Source organism: Enterobacter sp. Sphag1F (assembly GCF_014193275.1).
GTDB classification, from domain to species: domain Bacteria; phylum Pseudomonadota; class Gammaproteobacteria; order Enterobacterales; family Enterobacteriaceae; genus Pantoea; species Pantoea symbiotica.
In genome coordinates this window covers 576,869-594,799 of the sequence record NZ_JACHZD010000002.1, presented here as the reverse complement: position 1 = coordinate 594,799, position 17,931 = coordinate 576,869, and the positions used below count along the sequence as shown (strand labels likewise).

Sequence of the window (17,931 nt, the reverse complement as noted above, 5' to 3'; positions counted from 1 at the left end):
GCGGATTTTAACGTCACCAGAATAGTTATGCAATTGTGGTGGGTTAATATTTATTAAAGAGCAGTGAAACCTCCAAAGCGTAGCACAATATCGCGCAACTCAAGGTGGATGAGGGCTGGCGAGCCCTATTTAGTTCACAAAATATCAACAAAAAGCGCCGCAAGGATGCGGCGCGCTAATCAATGGTGTTAACTGCGGGAAAAGTGAACGGTTACTTTTTCGCTTCCAGCAGCTGCGTCAGCGAACCGCCACCGACGTGTGGCACCTGGCCGACATAACGCACATCATCAACTACCCAGCAAGTGCCTTCGTGGATCATCAGCACTTCATCTTTCCAGGTTTTGTTATCGCGGCTCAGCTCAACGCGCAGCGGGATATTGCGCGCGTCGCGATTAGGAATGGTGGATGCGCTGGCAACCTCTGCCGACGTTGGGCCTTGCGCCAGGCTGGAGAAGAGATCGCCGCTGGTCCAGGCCGCCGGTTTTGGATTCTGGCTGCTGGCACTCAGCAGTTTCTGATACAGGTGATCGCTGAGGTAAGGGCGATATTTCGCCAGCGTGTTGCTGTCTGGCAAACCTTGTGTCGGCTGACTGACGCGTAAATCGTAGAACTGTTGTGCCACGCTGTCCGGACCACCTTCAACACAGGCAGCGGTGCGCGGGCCATTATCCTTAATGACCGGCTCAACGGTGGTACAAGCACTCAGCAGCAACGCTGCAGGAATAAGCAGCGCAAAGGCATTGTTTCTCATCTCGATTTCCTTATTGTTCACTGGCAAAGCGCCATTTTTAGCATAGAGTATAGCCTTGCTTTTAAGCGCTACGAGCTGATTCAGAAAAGGAGAACATCATGAAATTTTCTACAACGCCCACGCTGGAAGGACACAGCATCAGTGAATATTGCGGCGTGGTCGCCGGTGAAGCGATTCTCGGCGCCAATATTTTCCGCGATTTCTTCGCCGGCATTCGCGATATCGTCGGTGGCCGCTCTGGCGCCTACGAAAAAGAGTTACGTAAAGCACGCCAGATCGCCTTCAAAGAGCTGGAGGAGCAGGCCAAAGCGCTTGGCGCCAACGCGGTAGTAGGCATCGATATCGACTACGAAACCGTGGGTAAAGAGGGCAGCATGTTGATGGTGAGCGTCACCGGCACCGCCGTGATTATTCGCTAATGCGCGTGGTGGTTCTGTTGGCGATGGCGTTGTTACTGAGCGCTTGTCAGTCATCAATTGAAGCGCGCCACGGTTATTGGGTCGATACCGCGCATCCGGCGCAGGGCGCGCGACCGCGCATTAAGGTGGTGGTGATTCACTACACCGCCGAGGATTTCTCCAGTTCGCTGGCGACACTGACCGATCGGGACGTTAGCGCGCACTATCTGATTCCGCAGCATCCGCCGCAGAAAAACGGCAAGGGCGTGTTGTGGCAGCTGGTGCCGGAAAGTCAGCTCGCGTGGCATGCGGGCCCGAGTTTTTGGCGCGGCGCAACGCGCATCAATGACACCTCGATTGGCATTGAAATCGTCAACAGCGGCTATCGCCGCACTTTGACGGGTTTGCAGTGGCAGCCTTTTACGCCGCAGCAAATCAGCGCGCTGATGGCGCTGGTAGAGGACATCACACAGCGCTACGGTATCGCGCCGGAAAATGTGGTCGGACACAGCGATATCGCGCCGCAGCGTAAGCAGGATCCCGGACCGCTGTTTCCGTGGCAGCAACTGGCAGAGCAGGGTTTAGGCGCGTGGCCAGAGCAGGCAACGGTGCAGCGCTATCTTAACGGACGCGAGGCGGAGGAGGGCGTGGATCAGGCTGAATTGCTGGATGCGCTGCAGCGCTATGGCTACGATGTCCCGGCGGCAACCACGCCGCAGATGCAGCGCAAGCTGATTGCGGCGTTTCAGATGCATTTCCGACCGCGTGATTATCGCGGCATCGCCGATGCGGAAACCCTGGCGATTGCGCGTGCGTTATTAGCGAAGTACGGTGCGGCGCAGTGATGCGCCGCATCGGTCGTCATAAATGGCGACGGTTTGTTTACTGCTGCAGAAACGCCTGCCAGTGTGCCACCAGCCGTTGCAGATCCTGACGGCTGACATCCAGATGCGTGACAATACGCGTCACGGGCCCGACGCTGATTAACACATCGCCTGACTGCATCCAGCTTTTCAGCGCTTCAACTTTTTCGGTTGGCACCTTCACAAACAGCATGTTGGTGTGCTGATTGAGCACTTCAACGCCGATGGCACTCAGCTGCTCGCCTAACCATGCTGCGTTGTCATGGTCGTCTTTGAGACGCGCGACATTGTGCTTTAACGCATACAGGCCCGCAGCGGCCAGAATGCCCGACTGGCGCATGCCGCCGCCGGTCATTTTGCGCCAGCGACGCGCTTGCTCAATGTAGGCTTCATCGCCACATAACAGCGAACCAATCGGCGTGCCGAGCCCTTTTGACAGACAGATGGTTAAGGTGTCGCAGTAACGTGCAATCGCTTCCAGTTCAACGTTCTGTTCCACCACAGCGTTAAAAATACGCGCGCCATCAATGTGCAGCGCCAGCTTGCGCTCGCGGGTGAATGTCCAGGCTTGCTCCAGATAGCTGAGCGGCAGCACTTTACCGTGATGGGTATTTTCCAGGCTCAACAGACGCGTGCGGGCGAAGTGGAAATCGTCGGGTTTGATGGCGGCAGCTACATCCGCCAGCGGCAGGGAACCATCTTCGGCGTGCAAAATCGGCTGCGGCTGAATGCTGCCGAGCACCGCTGCACCACCGGCTTCATATTTATAGTTGTGCGCCTGCTGACCCACGATATATTCATCGCCGCGCTGGCAGTGACACAGCAGCGCCACCAGATTGGCCTGCGTGCCGGTAGGGAAGAACAGGGCAGCGGCTTTGCCGCTCAAGCGTGCGGCTTCGACTTCCAGTGCGTGTACGGTGGGGTCATCGCGGTAGACATCATCGCCAGTTTCGGCTGCCATCATGGCATCGAGCATGGCAGCACTCGGGCGGGTTACGGTATCACTGCGTAAATCGATCACGTCGCTCTCCTGAAATAAAAAAGCGGGCAGAGCGCCCGCGTTATCATCATGTTTGGCCTGAATTGTTTTACCTCAGCCAGTTGGTTTTCGCCAGCTCCACGATCTCATCACCACGTCCATTCAGAATGGCGCGCATCATATAGAGGCTGAAACCTTTGGCCTGCTCGGCTTTGATCTGCGGCGGCATCGACAACTCTTCCTTGGCGGTAATCACATCAAGCAGCACCGGACCATCATGTGCAAAGGCTTCCTGCAGCGCGCCGTTGAGATCGGAGGCTTTCTCGACGCGAATGCCTTTGATGCCGCAGGCGGCGGCAATGGCGGCGAAATCAGGGTTTTCGAGATCGGTGCCATCGGTTAGATAGCCGCCAGCTTTCATCTCCATCGCCACAAAGCCCAGCACGCTGTTATTGAAGATCACCAGTTTCACCGGCAGTTTCAGCTGCGCCACCGAAATGAAATCGCCCAGTAGCATGCTAAAACCGCCGTCGCCACACAGCGCAACCACCTGACGCTGCTTGTCCAGCGACTGCGCGCCCAACGCCTGCGGCATGGCGTTGGCCATCGAACCGTGATTGAACGAGCCGATTAAACGACGTTTGCCGTTCATCTTCAGATAGCGCGCCGCCCACACGGTTGGCGTGCCGACGTCGCAGGTAAAGATGGCGTCGTCATCGGCATATTCACTGATTTGCTGGGCCAGATATTGCGGGTGAATTGCCAACTTATCGTTGGCGGTGGCCAACTCATCCAGCCCTTTACGCGCATCGACATAATGCTCCAGCGCTTTATCCAGATGCTGGCGATCGGTTTTGCTGGTGAGCTGCGGCTGCAGCGCATGCAAGGTGGTTTTGATGTCACCGACCAGCGCCATATCCACATGGCTGTGGGAGCCAAGGCTGCCGGGATTGATGTCGATCTGGATGATTTTGGCATCGGCCGGATAGAAGGCGCGATAGGGGAACTGCGTCCCCAGCAGCACTAAAGTATCGGCGTTCATCATGGCGTGGAAACCAGAGGAAAAGCCAATCAATCCGGTCATGCCGACATCGTAAGGGTTGTCGTATTCGATGTGCTCTTTACCGCGCATCGCATGCACGATCGGCGCTTTCAGCGTTTCTGCCAGCTTCACTACTTCGGCGTGCGCGCCAGCACAACCGCTACCGCACAGCAGAGTGATATTTTTCGCTGCGTTCAGCGTTTCGGCTAAGGCGGATACTTCGCTGGCGGTTGGCACCACATGCGGCAGCTGCGGTGGATACCATTCGCTGCGTGCGCTTTCCGGCGCTGGCTGCAACGCCACGTCACCGGGGATCACAATTACCGATACGCCACGATTGAGAATCGCTTTACGCATTGCAATGCCCAGCACCTGCGGCAGCTGCTCCGGATTGGACACCAGCTCGCAATAGTGGCTGCATTCGCGGAACAATTCTTGCGGATGGGTTTCCTGGAAGTAGCCGCTGCCGATTTCGCTGGAAGGGATGTGGGCGGCGATCGCCAATACCGGAACGTGGTTGCGGTGGCAATCAAACAAGCCGTTGATGAGATGCAGGTTGCCCGGTCCACAGGAACCGGCGCATACCGCCAGCTCGCCGCTGATTTGGGCTTCGGCGCCGGCCGCGAACGCCGCCACTTCTTCATGGCGCGTTGGCATCCATTCAATGGTGCCCATGCGATTCAGGCTGTCGCTCAGCCCGTTAAGTGAGTCACCGGTGACGCCCCAAATGCGTTTCACGCCGGCGTTTTCGAGGGTTTTTGCCAGCATTGCTGCCACAGTTTGCTTCATCGTTATGCTCCTTTCTGGTGTTGAGCCATCCATGCCGATGGCGAAAACGTGTCAGTCAGAAAGCGTAGACGATGAAGCTGGCGTGCAGCCGTGAAAAAATGCGTTATGCCGAGAACAGTGCGATCAGGATAGGCGCCAGCAAACTCATAATAAAACCGTGCACAATGGCGGCGGGCACGATTTCCATGCCGCCGGTGCGTTGCAGGATCGGCAGGGTGAAATCCATCGAGGTCGCGCCGCTCAAACCTAGCGTCATGCTGCGTTGACGCGTTATCAGCAGCGGAATCAGCATAATGGTAATCAGCTCACGCAGTAGGTCATTGAAGAAGGCGGCGCTGCCTATCACCGGGCCGAACGATTCGCTCATCAGTATTCCTGAGAGTGAATACCAGCCGAAGCCGCTGGCTAACGCCAGACCGGTTTTAAGCGGCAGATCTAACAGCAGCGCGGCAATCATGCCGCCCACCAGTGCACTGCACAGCGATACCAGCGCCACCAACATGCCGCGCCGGTTGATGGTGATTTGACGCAGCGTCATGCCGCTGCTGCGCAGTTGAATACCGACCAGCAATAGCATCAGCATCAAGGCGTATTCACTGATCGTCGAGGCATGACGAAGCGGCGCCCACTGACTCAAACCAAGCAGAAAGCCCGCCAGCACCGAACCGCACAACTTGAGCGACTCCAGCGCCATATGCAGCCTTGACGGCAGCGCTTGAGGTTTGTGCTGATGACGCCACGGCCAGCGCCGCTCCAGCAGCCACAGCGCCAGCAGCGAGCAGGCAAGAATGCTCAACATACTCACCAGCGCGATGTGGAAAATGGCCAGCAGATTGCTGCTCAGGTTATCGAGAAACGCCAGGCTGGTGCCCATAAAGAACAGAATGATGTAGACCAGCGCGCTCAGCGTGCGGCCAACCGCCTGTAAAAGCGTGGTGTGCCGCAGCGGCAGCAGATAGCCGAGAATCAGCGGCAAAAGGATGATAATCAATCCGTACATGTGGGTTTTCGATCCATGATTGGCGGGCTGCCACGCTAGCGAAAAACAGTTGAAGTGTAAACCTTTTCCCCCGTCGCTGACTTGACCAACGCAACGTGGCGGACCATGCTCAGGCAAAGCTTCGGATGGAATGTATGATGATTCTGGAACATATCGAAATTCACGGTTTTCGCGGTATTAATCGGCTGTCGTTGCCGTTGACCAACACCAATTTGCTGATTGGGGAAAATGCCTGGGGTAAATCGAGCCTGCTCGATGCCTTGACGCTGTTGCTGGCGCCTGCCGCCGAGCCTTATCAATTCACTGAACACGACTTCCACTTTCCTCCCGGCGATATTGATGCCCGCATGCGTCAGTTGCAGCTGATATTTCGTTTTCGCGCTCAGAGCGATGATGAAAGCGCGTTGTTTCAGCCCTTCTGGCAGCACGATGAGCACGGCCGCTACATTCGCTTTAGCACTCGCGCTAAGCGTCAGGATCAGGGCGTAAAAACCAGCTGGCGGTTCATCGATCAGCATAACGATGTGTTGCCGCTGGCAGGCACCGACGCGGCGCTGGCACATCTGCGCGCTTATTATCCGGTATTGCGTTTACGCGATGCGCGTTTTGGCCGTCGTAACCGCCATGCGGACAGCGATGTTGAACGCCGCGCGACGACGCTGACGGCATTGGCACAGGAAGTGGAAAATCTGACGCGCGATTTGGTGGTGCGGCCACAAACGCTGAGCGACGAGCTGTTGCGGCAGGGATTGCACACCATGCAGCAGCTGCTGGAACACTATTTTCTGGTGCAGCAATCAGGCAGTAGCGCGCCGCGCGTGGCACCGGAAGTTCGCGATGGCAGCGAAGGCTGGCGATCGCTGGATAAACTAAACCACCTGATTGCCGGTACGGAATCGCGCAGTCGTCAGGTGATTTTGCTGCGTATGTTCTCGCTGTTGATTCAGGCGCACGGCAACGAACCGCTGCCGGCGGGCGCGCATCCGCTGCTGCTGGTGGAAGATCCAGAAACGCGGCTGCATCCCATTATGCTGTCGGTGGCGTGGAATTTACTGGAGCTGATGCCGCTGCAAAAAATCGCCACCACCAACTCGGGCGAACTGCTATCGCAGGTGCCGCTGGAGAATATCTGTCGTCTGGTGCGCGAACCCGCGCGCGTGGCGGCATGGCGCATTGGACCCGAAGGTTTAAGTGCTGAAGAGAGCCGCCGTATCGGTTTCCACATCCGTGTGAATCGTCCTTCGGCGCTTTTTGCCCGCTGCTGGCTGCTGGTGGAAGGCGAGACCGAAGTGTGGATCATCAATGAGCTGGCGCGACAGCGTGGCTATCACTTCGCTGCGGAAGGGGTGAAAGTAATTGAGTTTGCGCAATCGGGTTTGAAACCGCTGCTGAAGTTTGCTCAACGCATGGGCATCGCCTGGCATGTGCTGACCGATGGCGACCAGGCGGGCAGCAAATATGCAGCTACCGCCCGCAGTCAGCTGCCATCGGCGGCGCGGGAGAGCGATCATCTCACTCAGTTTCCAGCACCGGATATCGAACATTTTCTCTATAAACAGGGCTTCAGCGATGTTTATCACCAGACGGCGCACCTGCCGTTAAACGCGCCGATGAATACGCGGCGTATTATTAGTAAAGCCATTCAGCACAGCTCGAAACCTGAGCTGGCGATTGCCGTCGCGATGGCTGCGGCTGAACGCGGGCCACAGGCGATTCCGCCGTTGCTGGATCAACTGTTTGCGCACGTGATGTGGTTGGCGCGCGGTCGGGCGGATTAATGAAAGGGTGAGATGCGCCAAATAAAAATGCCAGCGTCTGCGGCTGGCATTTTTTTTCGGGAGTGGTCAGAATATGTGAAACAGCATGCGTGTTAAGCGACCGCAGCTTGCGTAGCTTCACAGGGCACGATCAGGCTGGCATGATTGCCTTTTGGTCCTTCATGGACATCAAACTGAACCTGCTGGCCAGCTTTCAGCGTTCTGTATCCCTCCATCTGAATCGTGGAGTAGTGTGCGAAGATATCGTCGCCGCCGCTAATCGGACAGATAAACCCGAAGCCTTTGGCGTTGTTGAACCATTTTACTGTACCCGTCTCCATGCTTTTACTTCCCTCGCAAGACATTTTGATAAGTAGGTGAGGTCATTGAAGCTGTGAGTCGAGTTTGTTTAAAACTCAATCAGCTTGTGTTAGTAGAATGTAGAGAAACGGACCTTATCGTCAAGCAAACGGCCCTGGCGGACGGGGATAAATTCATCAAAATTTGAGGCAGTTAACGCTATTGCAAATTTTGTGATACAGGTCGCGCATGTGCTTTTAGGGCCAGTTTTTATCATCTGAAAACCGGCTTGACAGGCATGTTAAACTTTAGGAATGGGCGCAGAGATGTGCACAACCGTAACGCAGAATTTCGACGGAACATTATGGCAAACACAAACGACTGGCTTAATTTTGAACATCTAGCCGAAGATAAAGTACGCGAAGGGTTAAAGCCGCCTTCAATGTATAAAGTCATTCTCAACAATGACGATTATACACCTATGGAATTTGTTATTGACGTTCTGCAAAAGTTCTTTTCTTATGATATTGAACGTGCAACGCAGCTGATGTTGAAAGTTCACTACCATGGAAAAGCAATCTGTGGTGTATTCACTGCAGAAGTGGCGGAGACCAAAGTAGCCCAGGTGAACAATTACGCACGAGATAATGAACATCCGTTGCTGTGTACGCTAGAAAAAGCCTGAAGCCATCTCCATATAGGAGATAGGTTGTCAGAGCGATAATTGGGGGAGGTGCCAAATGCTCAATCAAGAACTGGAACTCAGTTTAAATATGGCTTTCGCCAGAGCGCGCGAGCACCGTCATGAGTTTATGACCGTCGAGCATCTGTTGCTGGCATTGCTCAGTAACCCGTCGGCCAGAGAGGCACTGGAAGCCTGCTCGGTGGATATCGTGGCTCTGCGTCAGGAACTCGAAGCCTTCATCGAACAAACCACGCCGGTGCTGCCTGCCAGTGAAGAGGAGCGCGATACCCAACCTACGCTCAGCTTCCAGCGCGTGTTGCAGCGCGCGGTATTCCATGTCCAGTCTTCCGGTCGCAGCGAAGTCGCAGGCGCGAACGTGCTGGTCGCGATTTTCAGCGAGCAGGAGTCGCAAGCGGCTTATCTGCTGCGCAAACACGAAGTGAGCCGCCTCGATGTGGTGAACTTCATCTCCCATGGTACGCGTAAAGACGAACCCGGCCAGCCGCAGAACAACGCGGAGAATCCGGTTAACGAAGAGCAAGCAGGCGGGGAGGATCGTATGGAAAACTTCACCACCAATCTTAATCAGCTTGCTCGTGTCGGCGGAATCGATCCGCTGATCGGCCGCGATAAAGAGCTGGAACGTACTGTTCAGGTATTATGCCGTCGTCGTAAGAACAACCCGCTGCTGGTGGGCGAATCGGGCGTGGGTAAAACCGCGATTGCTGAAGGGCTTGCCTGGCGCATTGTGCAGGGCGACGTACCGGAAGTGATGAAAGAGTGCACCATCTATTCACTCGACATCGGTTCGCTGCTGGCGGGTACCAAATACCGTGGTGATTTTGAAAAACGTTTCAAAGCGCTGCTGAAACAGCTGGAACAGGACAGTAACAGCATCCTGTTTATTGATGAAATTCATACCATTATCGGTGCCGGTGCGGCATCGGGTGGCCAGGTCGATGCGGCAAACCTGATCAAACCATTGCTCTCCAGCGGTAAAATCCGCGTGATGGGTTCAACCACTTATCAGGAATTCAGCAATATCTTTGAGAAGGATCGTGCGCTGGCGCGTCGTTTCCAGAAGATCGATATTACCGAGCCTTCTGTGGAAGAGACCGTGCAGATCCTTAACGGCCTGAAGCCGAAGTACGAAGCGCACCATGATGTGCGTTATACCGCGAAAGCGGTGCGTGCGGCGGTGGAACTGGCGGTGAAATACATCAACGATCGCCATCTGCCGGATAAAGCTATTGACGTGATCGACGAAGCCGGTGCGCGTGCGCGCCTGGTGCCGGTCAGCAAGCGTAAGAAAACCGTCAACGTTTCGGATATCGAAACGGTGGTGGCGCGTATTGCGCGTATTCCTGAGCAGAGCGTGTCAGCAACCGATCGCGATACGCTGAAAAATCTTGGCGATCGTCTGAAGATGCTGGTGTTTGGTCAGGATAATGCGATTGAAGCACTGACTGAAGCGATCAAAATGAGCCGTGCAGGTTTGGGTCAGGATCGTAAACCGGTTGGTTCCTTCCTGTTTGCGGGCCCAACCGGTGTCGGTAAAACAGAAGTTACTGTCCAGTTAGCCAAAGCGCTGGGGATCGAGCTACTGCGTTTTGATATGTCCGAGTATATGGAACGTCACACCGTCAGCCGCTTGATTGGTGCGCCTCCGGGCTACGTTGGCTTCGATCAGGGCGGTTTGCTGACAGATGCGGTCATTAAACACCCGCACGCTGTGGTGCTGCTGGATGAAATTGAGAAAGCGCACCCGGATGTCTTCAACCTGCTGCTGCAGGTGATGGACAACGGTATGCTGACCGATAACAACGGCCGTAAAGCAGACTTCCGCAACGTGGTGCTGGTGATGACCACCAACGCCGGTGTACGCGAGACTGAACGTAAGTCGATTGGCCTGATTCATCAGGATAACAGTACTGACGCGATGGAAGAGATCAAAAAGATCTTCACGCCAGAGTTCCGTAACCGTCTCGACAACATTATCTGGTTCCGTCACCTGTCTCAGGAAGTGATTCATCAGGTAGTGGATAAATTCATCGTCGAGTTGCAGGCTCAGCTGGATGCGAAGGGCGTATCGCTGGAAGTTAGCGATGACGCGCGCGATTGGCTGGCTGATAAAGGTTACGACAAAGCGATGGGAGCGCGTCCGATGGCACGTGCCGTACAGGAAAATCTGAAGAAACCGTTGGCGAATGAACTGCTGTTTGGTTCGCTGGTTGATGGTGGATCGGTATCAGTAGCGCTGGATAAAGATAAAAACCAGCTTACTTACCATTTCCTGAGTGCGGAAAAGCGTAAAACCGAAGGTACAGTGCACTAAGCGAAATGCAGATATGAAAAAGGCCGGATGCGAATCCGGCCTTTTTTTCGCGCTATGTAAATATAACCATCGCGAGATGTGAATATTTACTTAGCGACTACGGAAGACAATGCGGCCTTTGCTCAGGTCGTACGGGGTCAACTCGACAGTCACTTTGTCGCCCGTCAGGATGCGGATGTAGTTTTTGCGCATTTTACCGGAGATATGAGCGGTAACCACGTGCCCGTTTTCAAGCTCTACGCGGAACATGGTGTTCGGTAACGTATCCAGTACGGTACCTTGCATTTCAATATTGTCTTCTTTGGCCATCGAATCCTCTGGGTGTACTACCAAACTGTTGAACCGGCAAGATAATGCCGAATTCCATGATTTATGTAAAGAACCGTTGATGATTTTGCCAACGCTTCGCCGTGCGTCGCGCCGTTGCGCGTGCAGTACGGATAAATTAGGGTGTTTTTTGACGTCTGCGGGGGATTAGCGGGCTAAGAATCTGTAGCAATCGGCATCAGTTGCACAATCAAAACAGCTTCGGGAAATGTGTGAGATTCCCAACCTGGCAATTCCGGCTCGCCACAGCGAAGCGCGGACGACATACCAAACTCGCTTATTGTATCACTTTTGTCGGGAATTGTGTGCAAAACATCGGTGACCGATGTCAAAAAAGGGTTTGTGTTTGCCAGCAACTCTCGGAAACCGGTTGCCACGCCAGCGTTTGCACGTACTGTAGATAATCGACGCGGGGAATTTCAACCGCACCAAGGGAAGCGGTATGCGGGTTCAGTACCTGACAATCAATCAGTCGGCCCTGATGCGCGAGAAAATGTTGCGCGAATACCCAGAGTGCGGTTTTCGAAGCATTTTCCTGACGGCTAAACATCGATTCACCGCAAAAAATTTGCCCCAGCGCCAGGCCATACATCCCGCCAACCAGTTGCTGATCGCACCAGACTTCGATCGAATGTGCATGGCCCAGTTCGTACAACCGTAGCCACGCACGTTTCACTTCAAATGTAATCCACGTACCTTCCTGTCGACCGCTGGCGCAGCCTTCCAGCACCTGTGGAAATGCATGATTCATGGTAACCCGATACGGTGAGCGCTTATGGAAGCGCGCCATACTGCGGCTGAGATGGAAAGATTCTGGCAGCATTACCGCGCGGGGATCCGGCGACCACCAAAGAATCGGATCGCCCGGAGAAAACCACGGGAAAATGCCACGCTGATAAGCATTCATCAGGCGAGCAGGGGAGAGATCGCCGCCCATCGCCAGTAATCCATTGGGCTCGCGCAGCGCCATTTCCGGTGGTGGGAAATTTAATGAATCTCGTGAAAGCTGTATCAGTCTCATTGCGTCAATCACACTCAGGGCTGTTGGCTAAGACTATAGCGTAAAGCGCTGATGGAAACGCCAGTAGCGGCCTGCTTTTGAGATTAATTCGGCGTGTGAACCGGATTCGATAATCTGTCCCTGATCCATAACGCAAATACGGTCCATGGCATCTAAACCGCTTAAGCGATGCGTCACCATAATCAGCGTTTTACCGCGGGTGACGTGCTGCAATAGCGTCAGAATCTGCTGCTCGGTGCTGGCATCAAGACCTTCAGTGGGTTCATCCAGCAGCCACAAATCGCCATCGTGCAGCAGAGCGCGCGCAATTGCCAGACGACGCAGTTCACCGCCAGATAACGGTCGACCGCCATCGCCCATCCATGCGTTCAATCCTTCGTTGTGTTCGGCCAAATGAGCCAGATCGACCTTGTTTAATGCATCAACCAGTTGCACATCACTGGCATCAGGTTTTGCCAGCAACAAATTGTCGCGTAGCGTTTGGCTAAACAGATGCACGCGCTGTGTTACCACGCTAATGCGGCTGCGCAGCGAAGCTTCATCCCATAAAGCGATATCGTTGTCGTTCAGGCTAATCGAACCTTGTTGCGCTTCCCAACCTCGGGTAATCAGCGCCAGCAGGCTGGATTTGCCGCAGCCGGTTGGACCGAGCAGCGCCAGATGTTCGCCTGCATTTAGCGATAGAGAGAAATGCTGCAACACCGGTTCAGGACGTTGCGGATAGCTGAAACTGATGTTTTCCATTTTCAGGTTAATACCTGAAGCACTACTGATTTTAGCGTGGGGAAAATGTATCGCAGCGGGCTGCTCAATGATTTCCTGTACCCGCTTAGCGGCGCTGGTCACCTGTGAAAGCGGCAGAAACGCTCCGGCAACTGGGGCCAGCGCTTCGAATGCCGCCAGTCCGCAGAACACAAACAGCGCGATAAATGCGCCCGGTGCACTGTTTCCCCCTACGCCATTGGCGGAGATCCATAACAACAGCGTCACCGTTGCGCCGCTGATGACCAGTAGCAGACTTTGCGCCAGCGCCTGCAGGCGATGCTGTCTGCGTTGCGCCTGTTGCCAGTTGAGTTCTTCGCGATCAAGCTGGGCGCGCCACAGATGTGCAGCGCCATAAATTTTCAGCTCGGACAGACCAGTAATCCAGTGCGTCAACTGCATGCGCCAGATGGCCTGATGCAGGGCAATCTGGTGTCCGGCTGAAGTGCCAAGCCGCCAGAATAGCGGCGGCATAAGCAATAGCGTCAATAGCATGATGCCGCCGAGCAGCAAAGCTAGCGGTACATCCAGCAAGGCTAAGCCGCAGGTGACCACCACAATCACCACGGCTGCGCCAATTAACGGCGAGATCACACGCAGATAGAGATGGTCGAGGGTATCGACATCGCTGACAAAACGGTTGAGTAACTCGCCCTGACGAAATCGTGCCAGCTGTTCTGGCGCGAGGGCGATGAGTTTGCCAAAGGTAAATACGCGCAAATGTTGCAGCACACGGAAGGTGGCATCGTGGCTCACCAGGCGCTCAAAATAACGCGCAGCTGTTCGCGTGATCGCCGCGCCACGTACGCCAGCTGCGGGCAACATATAGTTGAACGTGTAAAGTCCCGCTACGCCCGCCAGTGAAGAGGCGGCGAGGAACCAGCCGGATAACGTAAGCAGTCCAATACTGGCAAGCAAGGTGATGATGGCAAGAACAACGCCAAGTCCTAAACGCCATGGATGACGGCTAAACAGACGCAGGAAAGGCAATAAATCGTTCATTATGCGATCTCCTTTTGACGATGCTGCGCCATTTCACGCAGTGGTCCATCTTGTTCAATCAGCTCCTGCCAATGACCTTGTTGCACCAGTTGCCCCGCCTGCATCACCCACACTTCATCCCAACTCGCGAGCTCGTTAAGTTGGTGTGTGATCATCAACGTGGTTTGCTGAGTGGCTGCTTGTTGCAAGGCATTGATGACATGCTGCTCGCTCTGGCTATCCAGTCCGGAACCGGGCTCATCAAGCAGCAGCAATTGCGCTGGTTTAAGCAATGCACGCGCTACGGCAATACGCTGCGCCTGACCGACGGAAAGACCCACGCCGCCATCGCCTAAAACGGTATCTAATCCTTGTGGCAGACGATCTAAAAATTCATCAACACCCGCGCGCTGTAGAACCGTCATGAGCGTAGCGTCATCAATGCGGCTATTGAGCAGCAGATTTTCGCGCAGCGTTTGCGCGGGTAAATGGGGATTTTGGCCTACCCAGGCGATATGTTTTTGCCAGCTATCGCGGCTGATATCGCGCAGCTCCTGTCCATTGATCTGCAGCGAACCTTGATAAGGCAGGAAACCCAGCAAAACGTTCATCAGGGCGGTTTTCCCTGCGCCGCTTTGTCCTACTAACGCCACGCGTTTACCTGCGTCGAGAGTAAAATTCAGCGATTGAGACAGCGCTTCACCGCTGGCGGTCATTACCACTAGATCCTGCGCATGAAGGTGTAGCGGTGCTGTGAGGGAAAGCTCGCGAGAAGCGTGTTCTAAGGTTGGATCGGGACTTTCACGTAGAAATTGGTCCAGCGCATCAGCTCCGCCAATCGCTTGCGCTTTGGCGTGATAAAAGGTGCCTAAGTCCCGCAACGGCTGGAAAAATTCAGGTGCCAGAATTAAGGCCAGGAAACCGGCAAACAGGGTTACGCCGGTGCTGTAATGACCAAAATTCAGTTCGCCAAGGTAAGAGAAACCGAAATAGACCGCGACGACAGCAATCGCCAGTGAGGCAAAAAACTCCAGCACGGCGGAAGAGAGAAACGCCAGGCGCAACACTTCCATGGTGCGTTGACGGAAATCGGTGGTGCTGGTTGCAATCGCTTCTTGCTCTGCCGCGCCGCGATAGAACAAGCGCAGCGTTTCACGTCCACGCAGACGATCATAAAAATCACCGCTTAGTCGGGCGAGAGCAACAAAGTTACGGCGGTTGGCATCCGCCGCGCCCATACCAACCATCGCCATAAACAGGGGAATAAGTGGCGCGGTCACCAGCAGAATCAATCCTGCCGCCCAGTTAATCGGGAAAATGGCGATCAAAATAGCTAATGGAATAAAGACCGCCAGCGACATTTGTGGCAGATAGCGCGCGTAGTATTCCTGCATCTCTTCGATTTGCTCGAGCAGCAGCGTAGCCCAGCTGCCTGCGGGTTTGCCCTGAATCCAGGCGGGACCGAGCACATTGAGGCGATCCAGAACCTGCTGACGCAGCGCACGGCGAATGGCGACGCCAGCGCGATGTCCTGCCATTTCGCGGGCGTAATGCAATCCAGCACGTAAGACAAAGCACAGCAGCAGCAACAGAAAATCGGTGAGCAGTGATGCGCGAGGTTGTTGCGCGACCAGCAGATTTTGCAGCAGTGAAGCCATTAACCAGGCTTGGGCGATAATGACCAGTGCGCCAGCAAAACCCAACAGCGAAGCCGCACGCAAGTTGCGCGCACCGTGATGACGTTGCTGACGGAGCCAGCGGAGAAGTTCTTGTTGCCGTGATTTGTTCATGCGATGCCGTTTGGTAACTCAAAAGAGATGTGAATCCCGGATGAAAACCCAGCAATGTCGGGCGCGTGAACTGTAGCACGCAGGTAACAAAAAAGGCGACCAAAACTGGCCGCCTTTAGGCGATTATGATCAGGTTATTAACAACTTACTTATCGTTTTTAACCAGTCCATCGAGGAAGCGCTCGGCATCCAGCGCAGCCATGCAGCCGGTACCGGCAGAGGTAATGGCCTGGCGATAAATATGATCCATCACATCGCCGGCAGCGAACACGCCAGGGATACTGGTTTGCGTGGCGTTACCGTGCAGACCAGACTGCACTTTGATGTAGCCATTTTCTAAATCCAGCTGACCATCAAAGATTGCGGTATTTGGACTGTGGCCGATAGCGACAAACAGACCAGCGACATCGAGTGATTCCGCCGCTTCACCTTTGGTAGAAAGCAGTTTCAAGCCCGTCACGCCCATTTGATCGCCGACCACTTCGTCCAGCGTGCGGTCGGTGTGCAGCACGATGTTGCCATTACGCACTTTTTCCATCAGGCGGTCGATGAGGATTTTCTCCGCGCGGAAGCTGTCGCGACGGTGAATCAGATGCACTTCAGCGGCAATGTTAGCCAGGTAAAGTGCTTCCTCAACGGCGGTGTTACCTCCACCTATCACGGCAACTTTCTGGTTGCGGTAGAAGAAACCGTCACAGGTCGCGCAAGCAGATACGCCTTTGCCTTTGAACGCTTCTTCTGATGGCAGACCGAGATAACGCGCTGAGGCGCCAGTTGCGATGATCAAGGCATCTGCAGTGTATTCACCGCTGTCGCCGACCAGACGGAACGGACGGTTCTGCAAATCGACGGTATGAATGTGGTCAAAAATGATCTCGGTGTTGAATTTCTCAGCATGTTCTTGCATGCGCTCCATCAACGCTGGACCGGTCAGATCGTTTGCATCGCCTGGCCAGTTCTCCACTTCGGTGGTGGTGGTGAGCTGACCCCCTTTCTCCAGCCCGGTGATTAATACCGGATTCAGGTTAGCGCGCGCTGCATATACCGCAGCAGTGTAACCGGCAGGGCCGGAGCCCAGAATGAGCAGCTTACTGTGTTTGGCCGTACTCATGCGTTCCTCAATTTTTCTGACAACATAGTTTTTGATTGTAGGGAAATTAACGTCGCAAAAAAAGGCTTCAGCAATTTTGTTAACAATCACTGCGAGCGGCGTAGACGATGAGTGTAAATTTTGCACGCGCCTTGCGCCAAAAGGGGGCAATGCTCGGCAATTTGTGGTGCAGCAGCATAAAAATTCTCATTTAAAAACAGCAACCCAGAACTCTATCTGGCATCTTGTACTGAATTTGGATGTTTTACTTTGACAATCGCCTGCGCTTTTGCGAAAACATTGGGAGAAGCAGAGAATATTTAGCGATTCAAAACAGAATTTCATTTCTGTTTTGGCTTTTTTAGCCGAATAAACTCAGCCTGACATTGGTAGTGACGCATGATGTGGACAGACAACATGCGTCATACGGATGGACGCGTTACTGCACAGGCTTATGGTCTTCACTTCAGTAAGGCCCTGAACAATGAGCGTTTTCAGGGTGTGGCAGGTAAAGGGAAGGAATTAAGAGAGACAATAATAATGGTAGACAATAAGAAACGCCCCGGAAAAGATTTAGATCGTATCGACAGAAATATTCTGAATGAACTGCAGAAAGACGGTCGAATTTCCAATGTCGAGCTTTCCAAACGTGTTGGATTATCGCCAACTCCTTGTCTTGAGCGCGTACGCCGCCTCGAGCGTCAAGGCTTCATTCTGGGCTACACTGCGCAGCTCAATCCCCATTATCTGGATGCTTCACTGCTGGTTTTCGTTGAGATTACTCTGAATCGTGGTGCGCCAGATGTGTTTGAACAATTTAACGCCGCTGTGCAAAAACTTGAGGAAACTCAAGAATGTCACCTCGTTTCCGGTGACTTTGACTACCTGCTGAAAACTCGCGTACCGGATATGTCCGCCTATCGTAAACTGCTGGGTGAAACCTTGCTGCGTCTGCCGGGCGTAAACGACACCCGTACTTACGTGGTGATGGAAGAGGTCAAACAGAGCAATCGTCTGGTGATCAAAACCCGGTAGTGCAGGGCAGGTGCAAAGCTTGCAGG

General features: G+C 54.2%; 16 protein-coding genes. 6 read left to right on the top strand and 10 right to left on the bottom strand.

Translation table 11 applies throughout. The features are described 5' to 3' along the window. Positions 1-211: 211 nt before the first annotated feature. Positions 212-751 carry a lipoprotein gene (locus tag FHW71_RS08250; protein ID WP_154153077.1) on the bottom strand — a complete coding sequence of 180 codons (540 nt, stop codon included), beginning with the start codon at positions 749-751 and terminating at the stop codon, positions 212-214. Between the two features lie 98 nt (positions 752-849). Between FHW71_RS08250 and FHW71_RS08245 the strand changes: the two genes are divergently transcribed. Both FHW71_RS08245 and FHW71_RS08240 read left to right on the top strand, forming a co-directional pair. After that, a complete protein-coding gene (locus FHW71_RS08245; protein WP_007887640.1) occupies positions 850-1,170 on the top strand; it encodes a heavy metal-binding domain-containing protein in 321 nt (106 codons plus the stop codon). Then, positions 1,170-1,994, top strand: a complete 825-nt coding sequence (locus tag FHW71_RS08240) for an N-acetylmuramoyl-L-alanine amidase (protein WP_179451410.1) — start codon at positions 1,170-1,172, stop codon at positions 1,992-1,994. The genes FHW71_RS08245 and FHW71_RS08240 overlap by 1 nt, the downstream gene beginning before the upstream one ends. A 37-nt stretch (positions 1,995-2,031) precedes the next feature. Here the strand turns inward: FHW71_RS08240 and ltaE are convergent, their stop codons facing one another. The 3 genes from ltaE to FHW71_RS08225 all read right to left on the bottom strand — a co-directional run bounded on the left by ltaE (position 2,032) and on the right by FHW71_RS08225 (position 5,822). Beyond that, positions 2,032-3,033 carry a low-specificity L-threonine aldolase gene (gene ltaE / locus FHW71_RS08235; RefSeq protein WP_179451408.1) on the bottom strand — a complete coding sequence of 334 codons (1,002 nt, stop codon included), beginning with the start codon at positions 3,031-3,033 and terminating at the stop codon, positions 2,032-2,034. A gap of 67 nt (positions 3,034-3,100) precedes the next feature. Beyond that, positions 3,101-4,822, bottom strand: a complete 1,722-nt coding sequence (poxB, locus tag FHW71_RS08230; protein WP_179451406.1) for a ubiquinone-dependent pyruvate dehydrogenase — start codon at positions 4,820-4,822, stop codon at positions 3,101-3,103. A 103-nt stretch (positions 4,823-4,925) separates the two neighbouring features. After that, positions 4,926-5,822 carry a lysine exporter LysO family protein gene (locus tag FHW71_RS08225; RefSeq protein WP_154192089.1) on the bottom strand — a complete coding sequence of 299 codons (897 nt, stop codon included), beginning with the start codon at positions 5,820-5,822 and terminating at the stop codon, positions 4,926-4,928. Between the two features lie 137 nt (positions 5,823-5,959). Here FHW71_RS08225 and FHW71_RS08220 point away from each other — a divergent pair, with 137 nt between their 5' ends. Continuing rightward, a complete protein-coding gene (locus FHW71_RS08220; RefSeq protein ID WP_179451404.1) occupies positions 5,960-7,600 on the top strand; it encodes an ATP-dependent endonuclease in 1,641 nt (546 codons plus the stop codon). A 92-nt stretch (positions 7,601-7,692) separates the two neighbouring features. Here the strand turns inward: FHW71_RS08220 and cspD are convergent, their stop codons facing one another. Continuing rightward, positions 7,693-7,920, bottom strand: a complete 228-nt coding sequence (gene cspD, locus FHW71_RS08215) for a cold shock-like protein CspD (protein ID WP_007887624.1) — start codon at positions 7,918-7,920, stop codon at positions 7,693-7,695. Positions 7,921-8,243: 323 nt separating this feature from the next. Between cspD and clpS the strand changes: the two genes are divergently transcribed. Both clpS and clpA read left to right on the top strand, forming a co-directional pair. Next, positions 8,244-8,564 (top strand): ATP-dependent Clp protease adapter ClpS, encoded by a 321-nt coding sequence (clpS, locus tag FHW71_RS08210; protein WP_007887621.1) that lies wholly within the window; start codon positions 8,244-8,246, stop codon positions 8,562-8,564. A 55-nt stretch (positions 8,565-8,619) separates the two neighbouring features. Further along, positions 8,620-10,899 carry an ATP-dependent Clp protease ATP-binding subunit ClpA gene (clpA, locus tag FHW71_RS08205; RefSeq protein WP_008102430.1) on the top strand — a complete coding sequence of 760 codons (2,280 nt, stop codon included), beginning with the start codon at positions 8,620-8,622 and terminating at the stop codon, positions 10,897-10,899. Positions 10,900-10,989: 90 nt separating this feature from the next. Here the strand turns inward: clpA and infA are convergent, their stop codons facing one another. The 5 genes from infA to trxB form a co-directional block, all read right to left on the bottom strand. Continuing rightward, positions 10,990-11,208, bottom strand: coding sequence for a translation initiation factor IF-1 (gene infA, locus FHW71_RS08200; RefSeq protein WP_002211347.1), 219 nt, complete (start codon positions 11,206-11,208; stop codon positions 10,990-10,992). 346 nt (positions 11,209-11,554) lie between these two features. Beyond that, entirely contained in the window at positions 11,555-12,247 is a 693-nt protein-coding gene (aat, locus tag FHW71_RS08195) for a leucyl/phenylalanyl-tRNA--protein transferase (protein ID WP_036647907.1), read from the bottom strand. 33 nt (positions 12,248-12,280) lie between these two features. Next, positions 12,281-14,011 (bottom strand): cysteine/glutathione ABC transporter ATP-binding protein/permease CydC, encoded by a 1,731-nt coding sequence (gene cydC / locus FHW71_RS08190; protein WP_179451402.1) that lies wholly within the window; start codon positions 14,009-14,011, stop codon positions 12,281-12,283. Beyond that, positions 14,011-15,780 carry a cysteine/glutathione ABC transporter permease/ATP-binding protein CydD gene (cydD, locus tag FHW71_RS08185; protein ID WP_179451400.1) on the bottom strand — a complete coding sequence of 590 codons (1,770 nt, stop codon included), beginning with the start codon at positions 15,778-15,780 and terminating at the stop codon, positions 14,011-14,013. Before cydD ends, cydC begins: the two co-directional genes overlap by 1 nt. A 145-nt stretch (positions 15,781-15,925) precedes the next feature. Beyond that, the gene (gene trxB, locus FHW71_RS08180; protein ID WP_061717155.1) at positions 15,926-16,891 is read right to left on the bottom strand and encodes a thioredoxin-disulfide reductase; all 966 of its coding nucleotides are present in this window, start codon (positions 16,889-16,891) and stop codon (positions 15,926-15,928) included. A gap of 519 nt (positions 16,892-17,410) precedes the next feature. On the opposite strand from trxB, the gene lrp reads away from it, so the two are divergent. Further along, positions 17,411-17,905 (top strand): leucine-responsive transcriptional regulator Lrp, encoded by a 495-nt coding sequence (lrp, locus tag FHW71_RS08175; protein WP_006118610.1) that lies wholly within the window; start codon positions 17,411-17,413, stop codon positions 17,903-17,905. Positions 17,906-17,931 lie beyond the last annotated feature (26 nt).

What these genes read in the sequence shown, in the direction of transcription:
- FHW71_RS08250 (WP_154153077.1), bottom strand. Translation starts at nt 751, where the DNA reads ATGAGAAACAATGCCTTTGCGCTGCTTATTCCTGCAGCGTTGCTGCTG.
- FHW71_RS08245 (WP_007887640.1), top strand. Translation starts at nt 850, where the DNA reads ATGAAATTTTCTACAACGCCCACGCTGGAAGGACACAGCATCAGTGAA.
- FHW71_RS08240 (WP_179451410.1), top strand. Translation starts at nt 1,170, where the DNA reads ATGCGCGTGGTGGTTCTGTTGGCGATGGCGTTGTTACTGAGCGCTTGT.
- poxB (WP_179451406.1), bottom strand. Translation starts at nt 4,822, where the DNA reads ATGAAGCAAACTGTGGCAGCAATGCTGGCAAAAACCCTCGAAAACGCC.
- FHW71_RS08225 (WP_154192089.1), bottom strand. Translation starts at nt 5,822, where the DNA reads ATGTACGGATTGATTATCATCCTTTTGCCGCTGATTCTCGGCTATCTG.
- FHW71_RS08220 (WP_179451404.1), top strand. Translation starts at nt 5,960, where the DNA reads ATGATTCTGGAACATATCGAAATTCACGGTTTTCGCGGTATTAATCGG.
- cspD (WP_007887624.1), bottom strand. Translation starts at nt 7,920, where the DNA reads ATGGAGACGGGTACAGTAAAATGGTTCAACAACGCCAAAGGCTTCGGG.
- clpS (WP_007887621.1), top strand. Translation starts at nt 8,244, where the DNA reads ATGGCAAACACAAACGACTGGCTTAATTTTGAACATCTAGCCGAAGAT.
- clpA (WP_008102430.1), top strand. Translation starts at nt 8,620, where the DNA reads ATGCTCAATCAAGAACTGGAACTCAGTTTAAATATGGCTTTCGCCAGA.
- infA (WP_002211347.1), bottom strand. Translation starts at nt 11,208, where the DNA reads ATGGCCAAAGAAGACAATATTGAAATGCAAGGTACCGTACTGGATACG.
- aat (WP_036647907.1), bottom strand. Translation starts at nt 12,247, where the DNA reads ATGAGACTGATACAGCTTTCACGAGATTCATTAAATTTCCCACCACCG.
- cydC (WP_179451402.1), bottom strand. Translation starts at nt 14,011, where the DNA reads ATGAACGATTTATTGCCTTTCCTGCGTCTGTTTAGCCGTCATCCATGG.
- cydD (WP_179451400.1), bottom strand. Translation starts at nt 15,780, where the DNA reads ATGAACAAATCACGGCAACAAGAACTTCTCCGCTGGCTCCGTCAGCAA.
- trxB (WP_061717155.1), bottom strand. Translation starts at nt 16,891, where the DNA reads ATGAGTACGGCCAAACACAGTAAGCTGCTCATTCTGGGCTCCGGCCCT.
- lrp (WP_006118610.1), top strand. Translation starts at nt 17,411, where the DNA reads ATGGTAGACAATAAGAAACGCCCCGGAAAAGATTTAGATCGTATCGAC.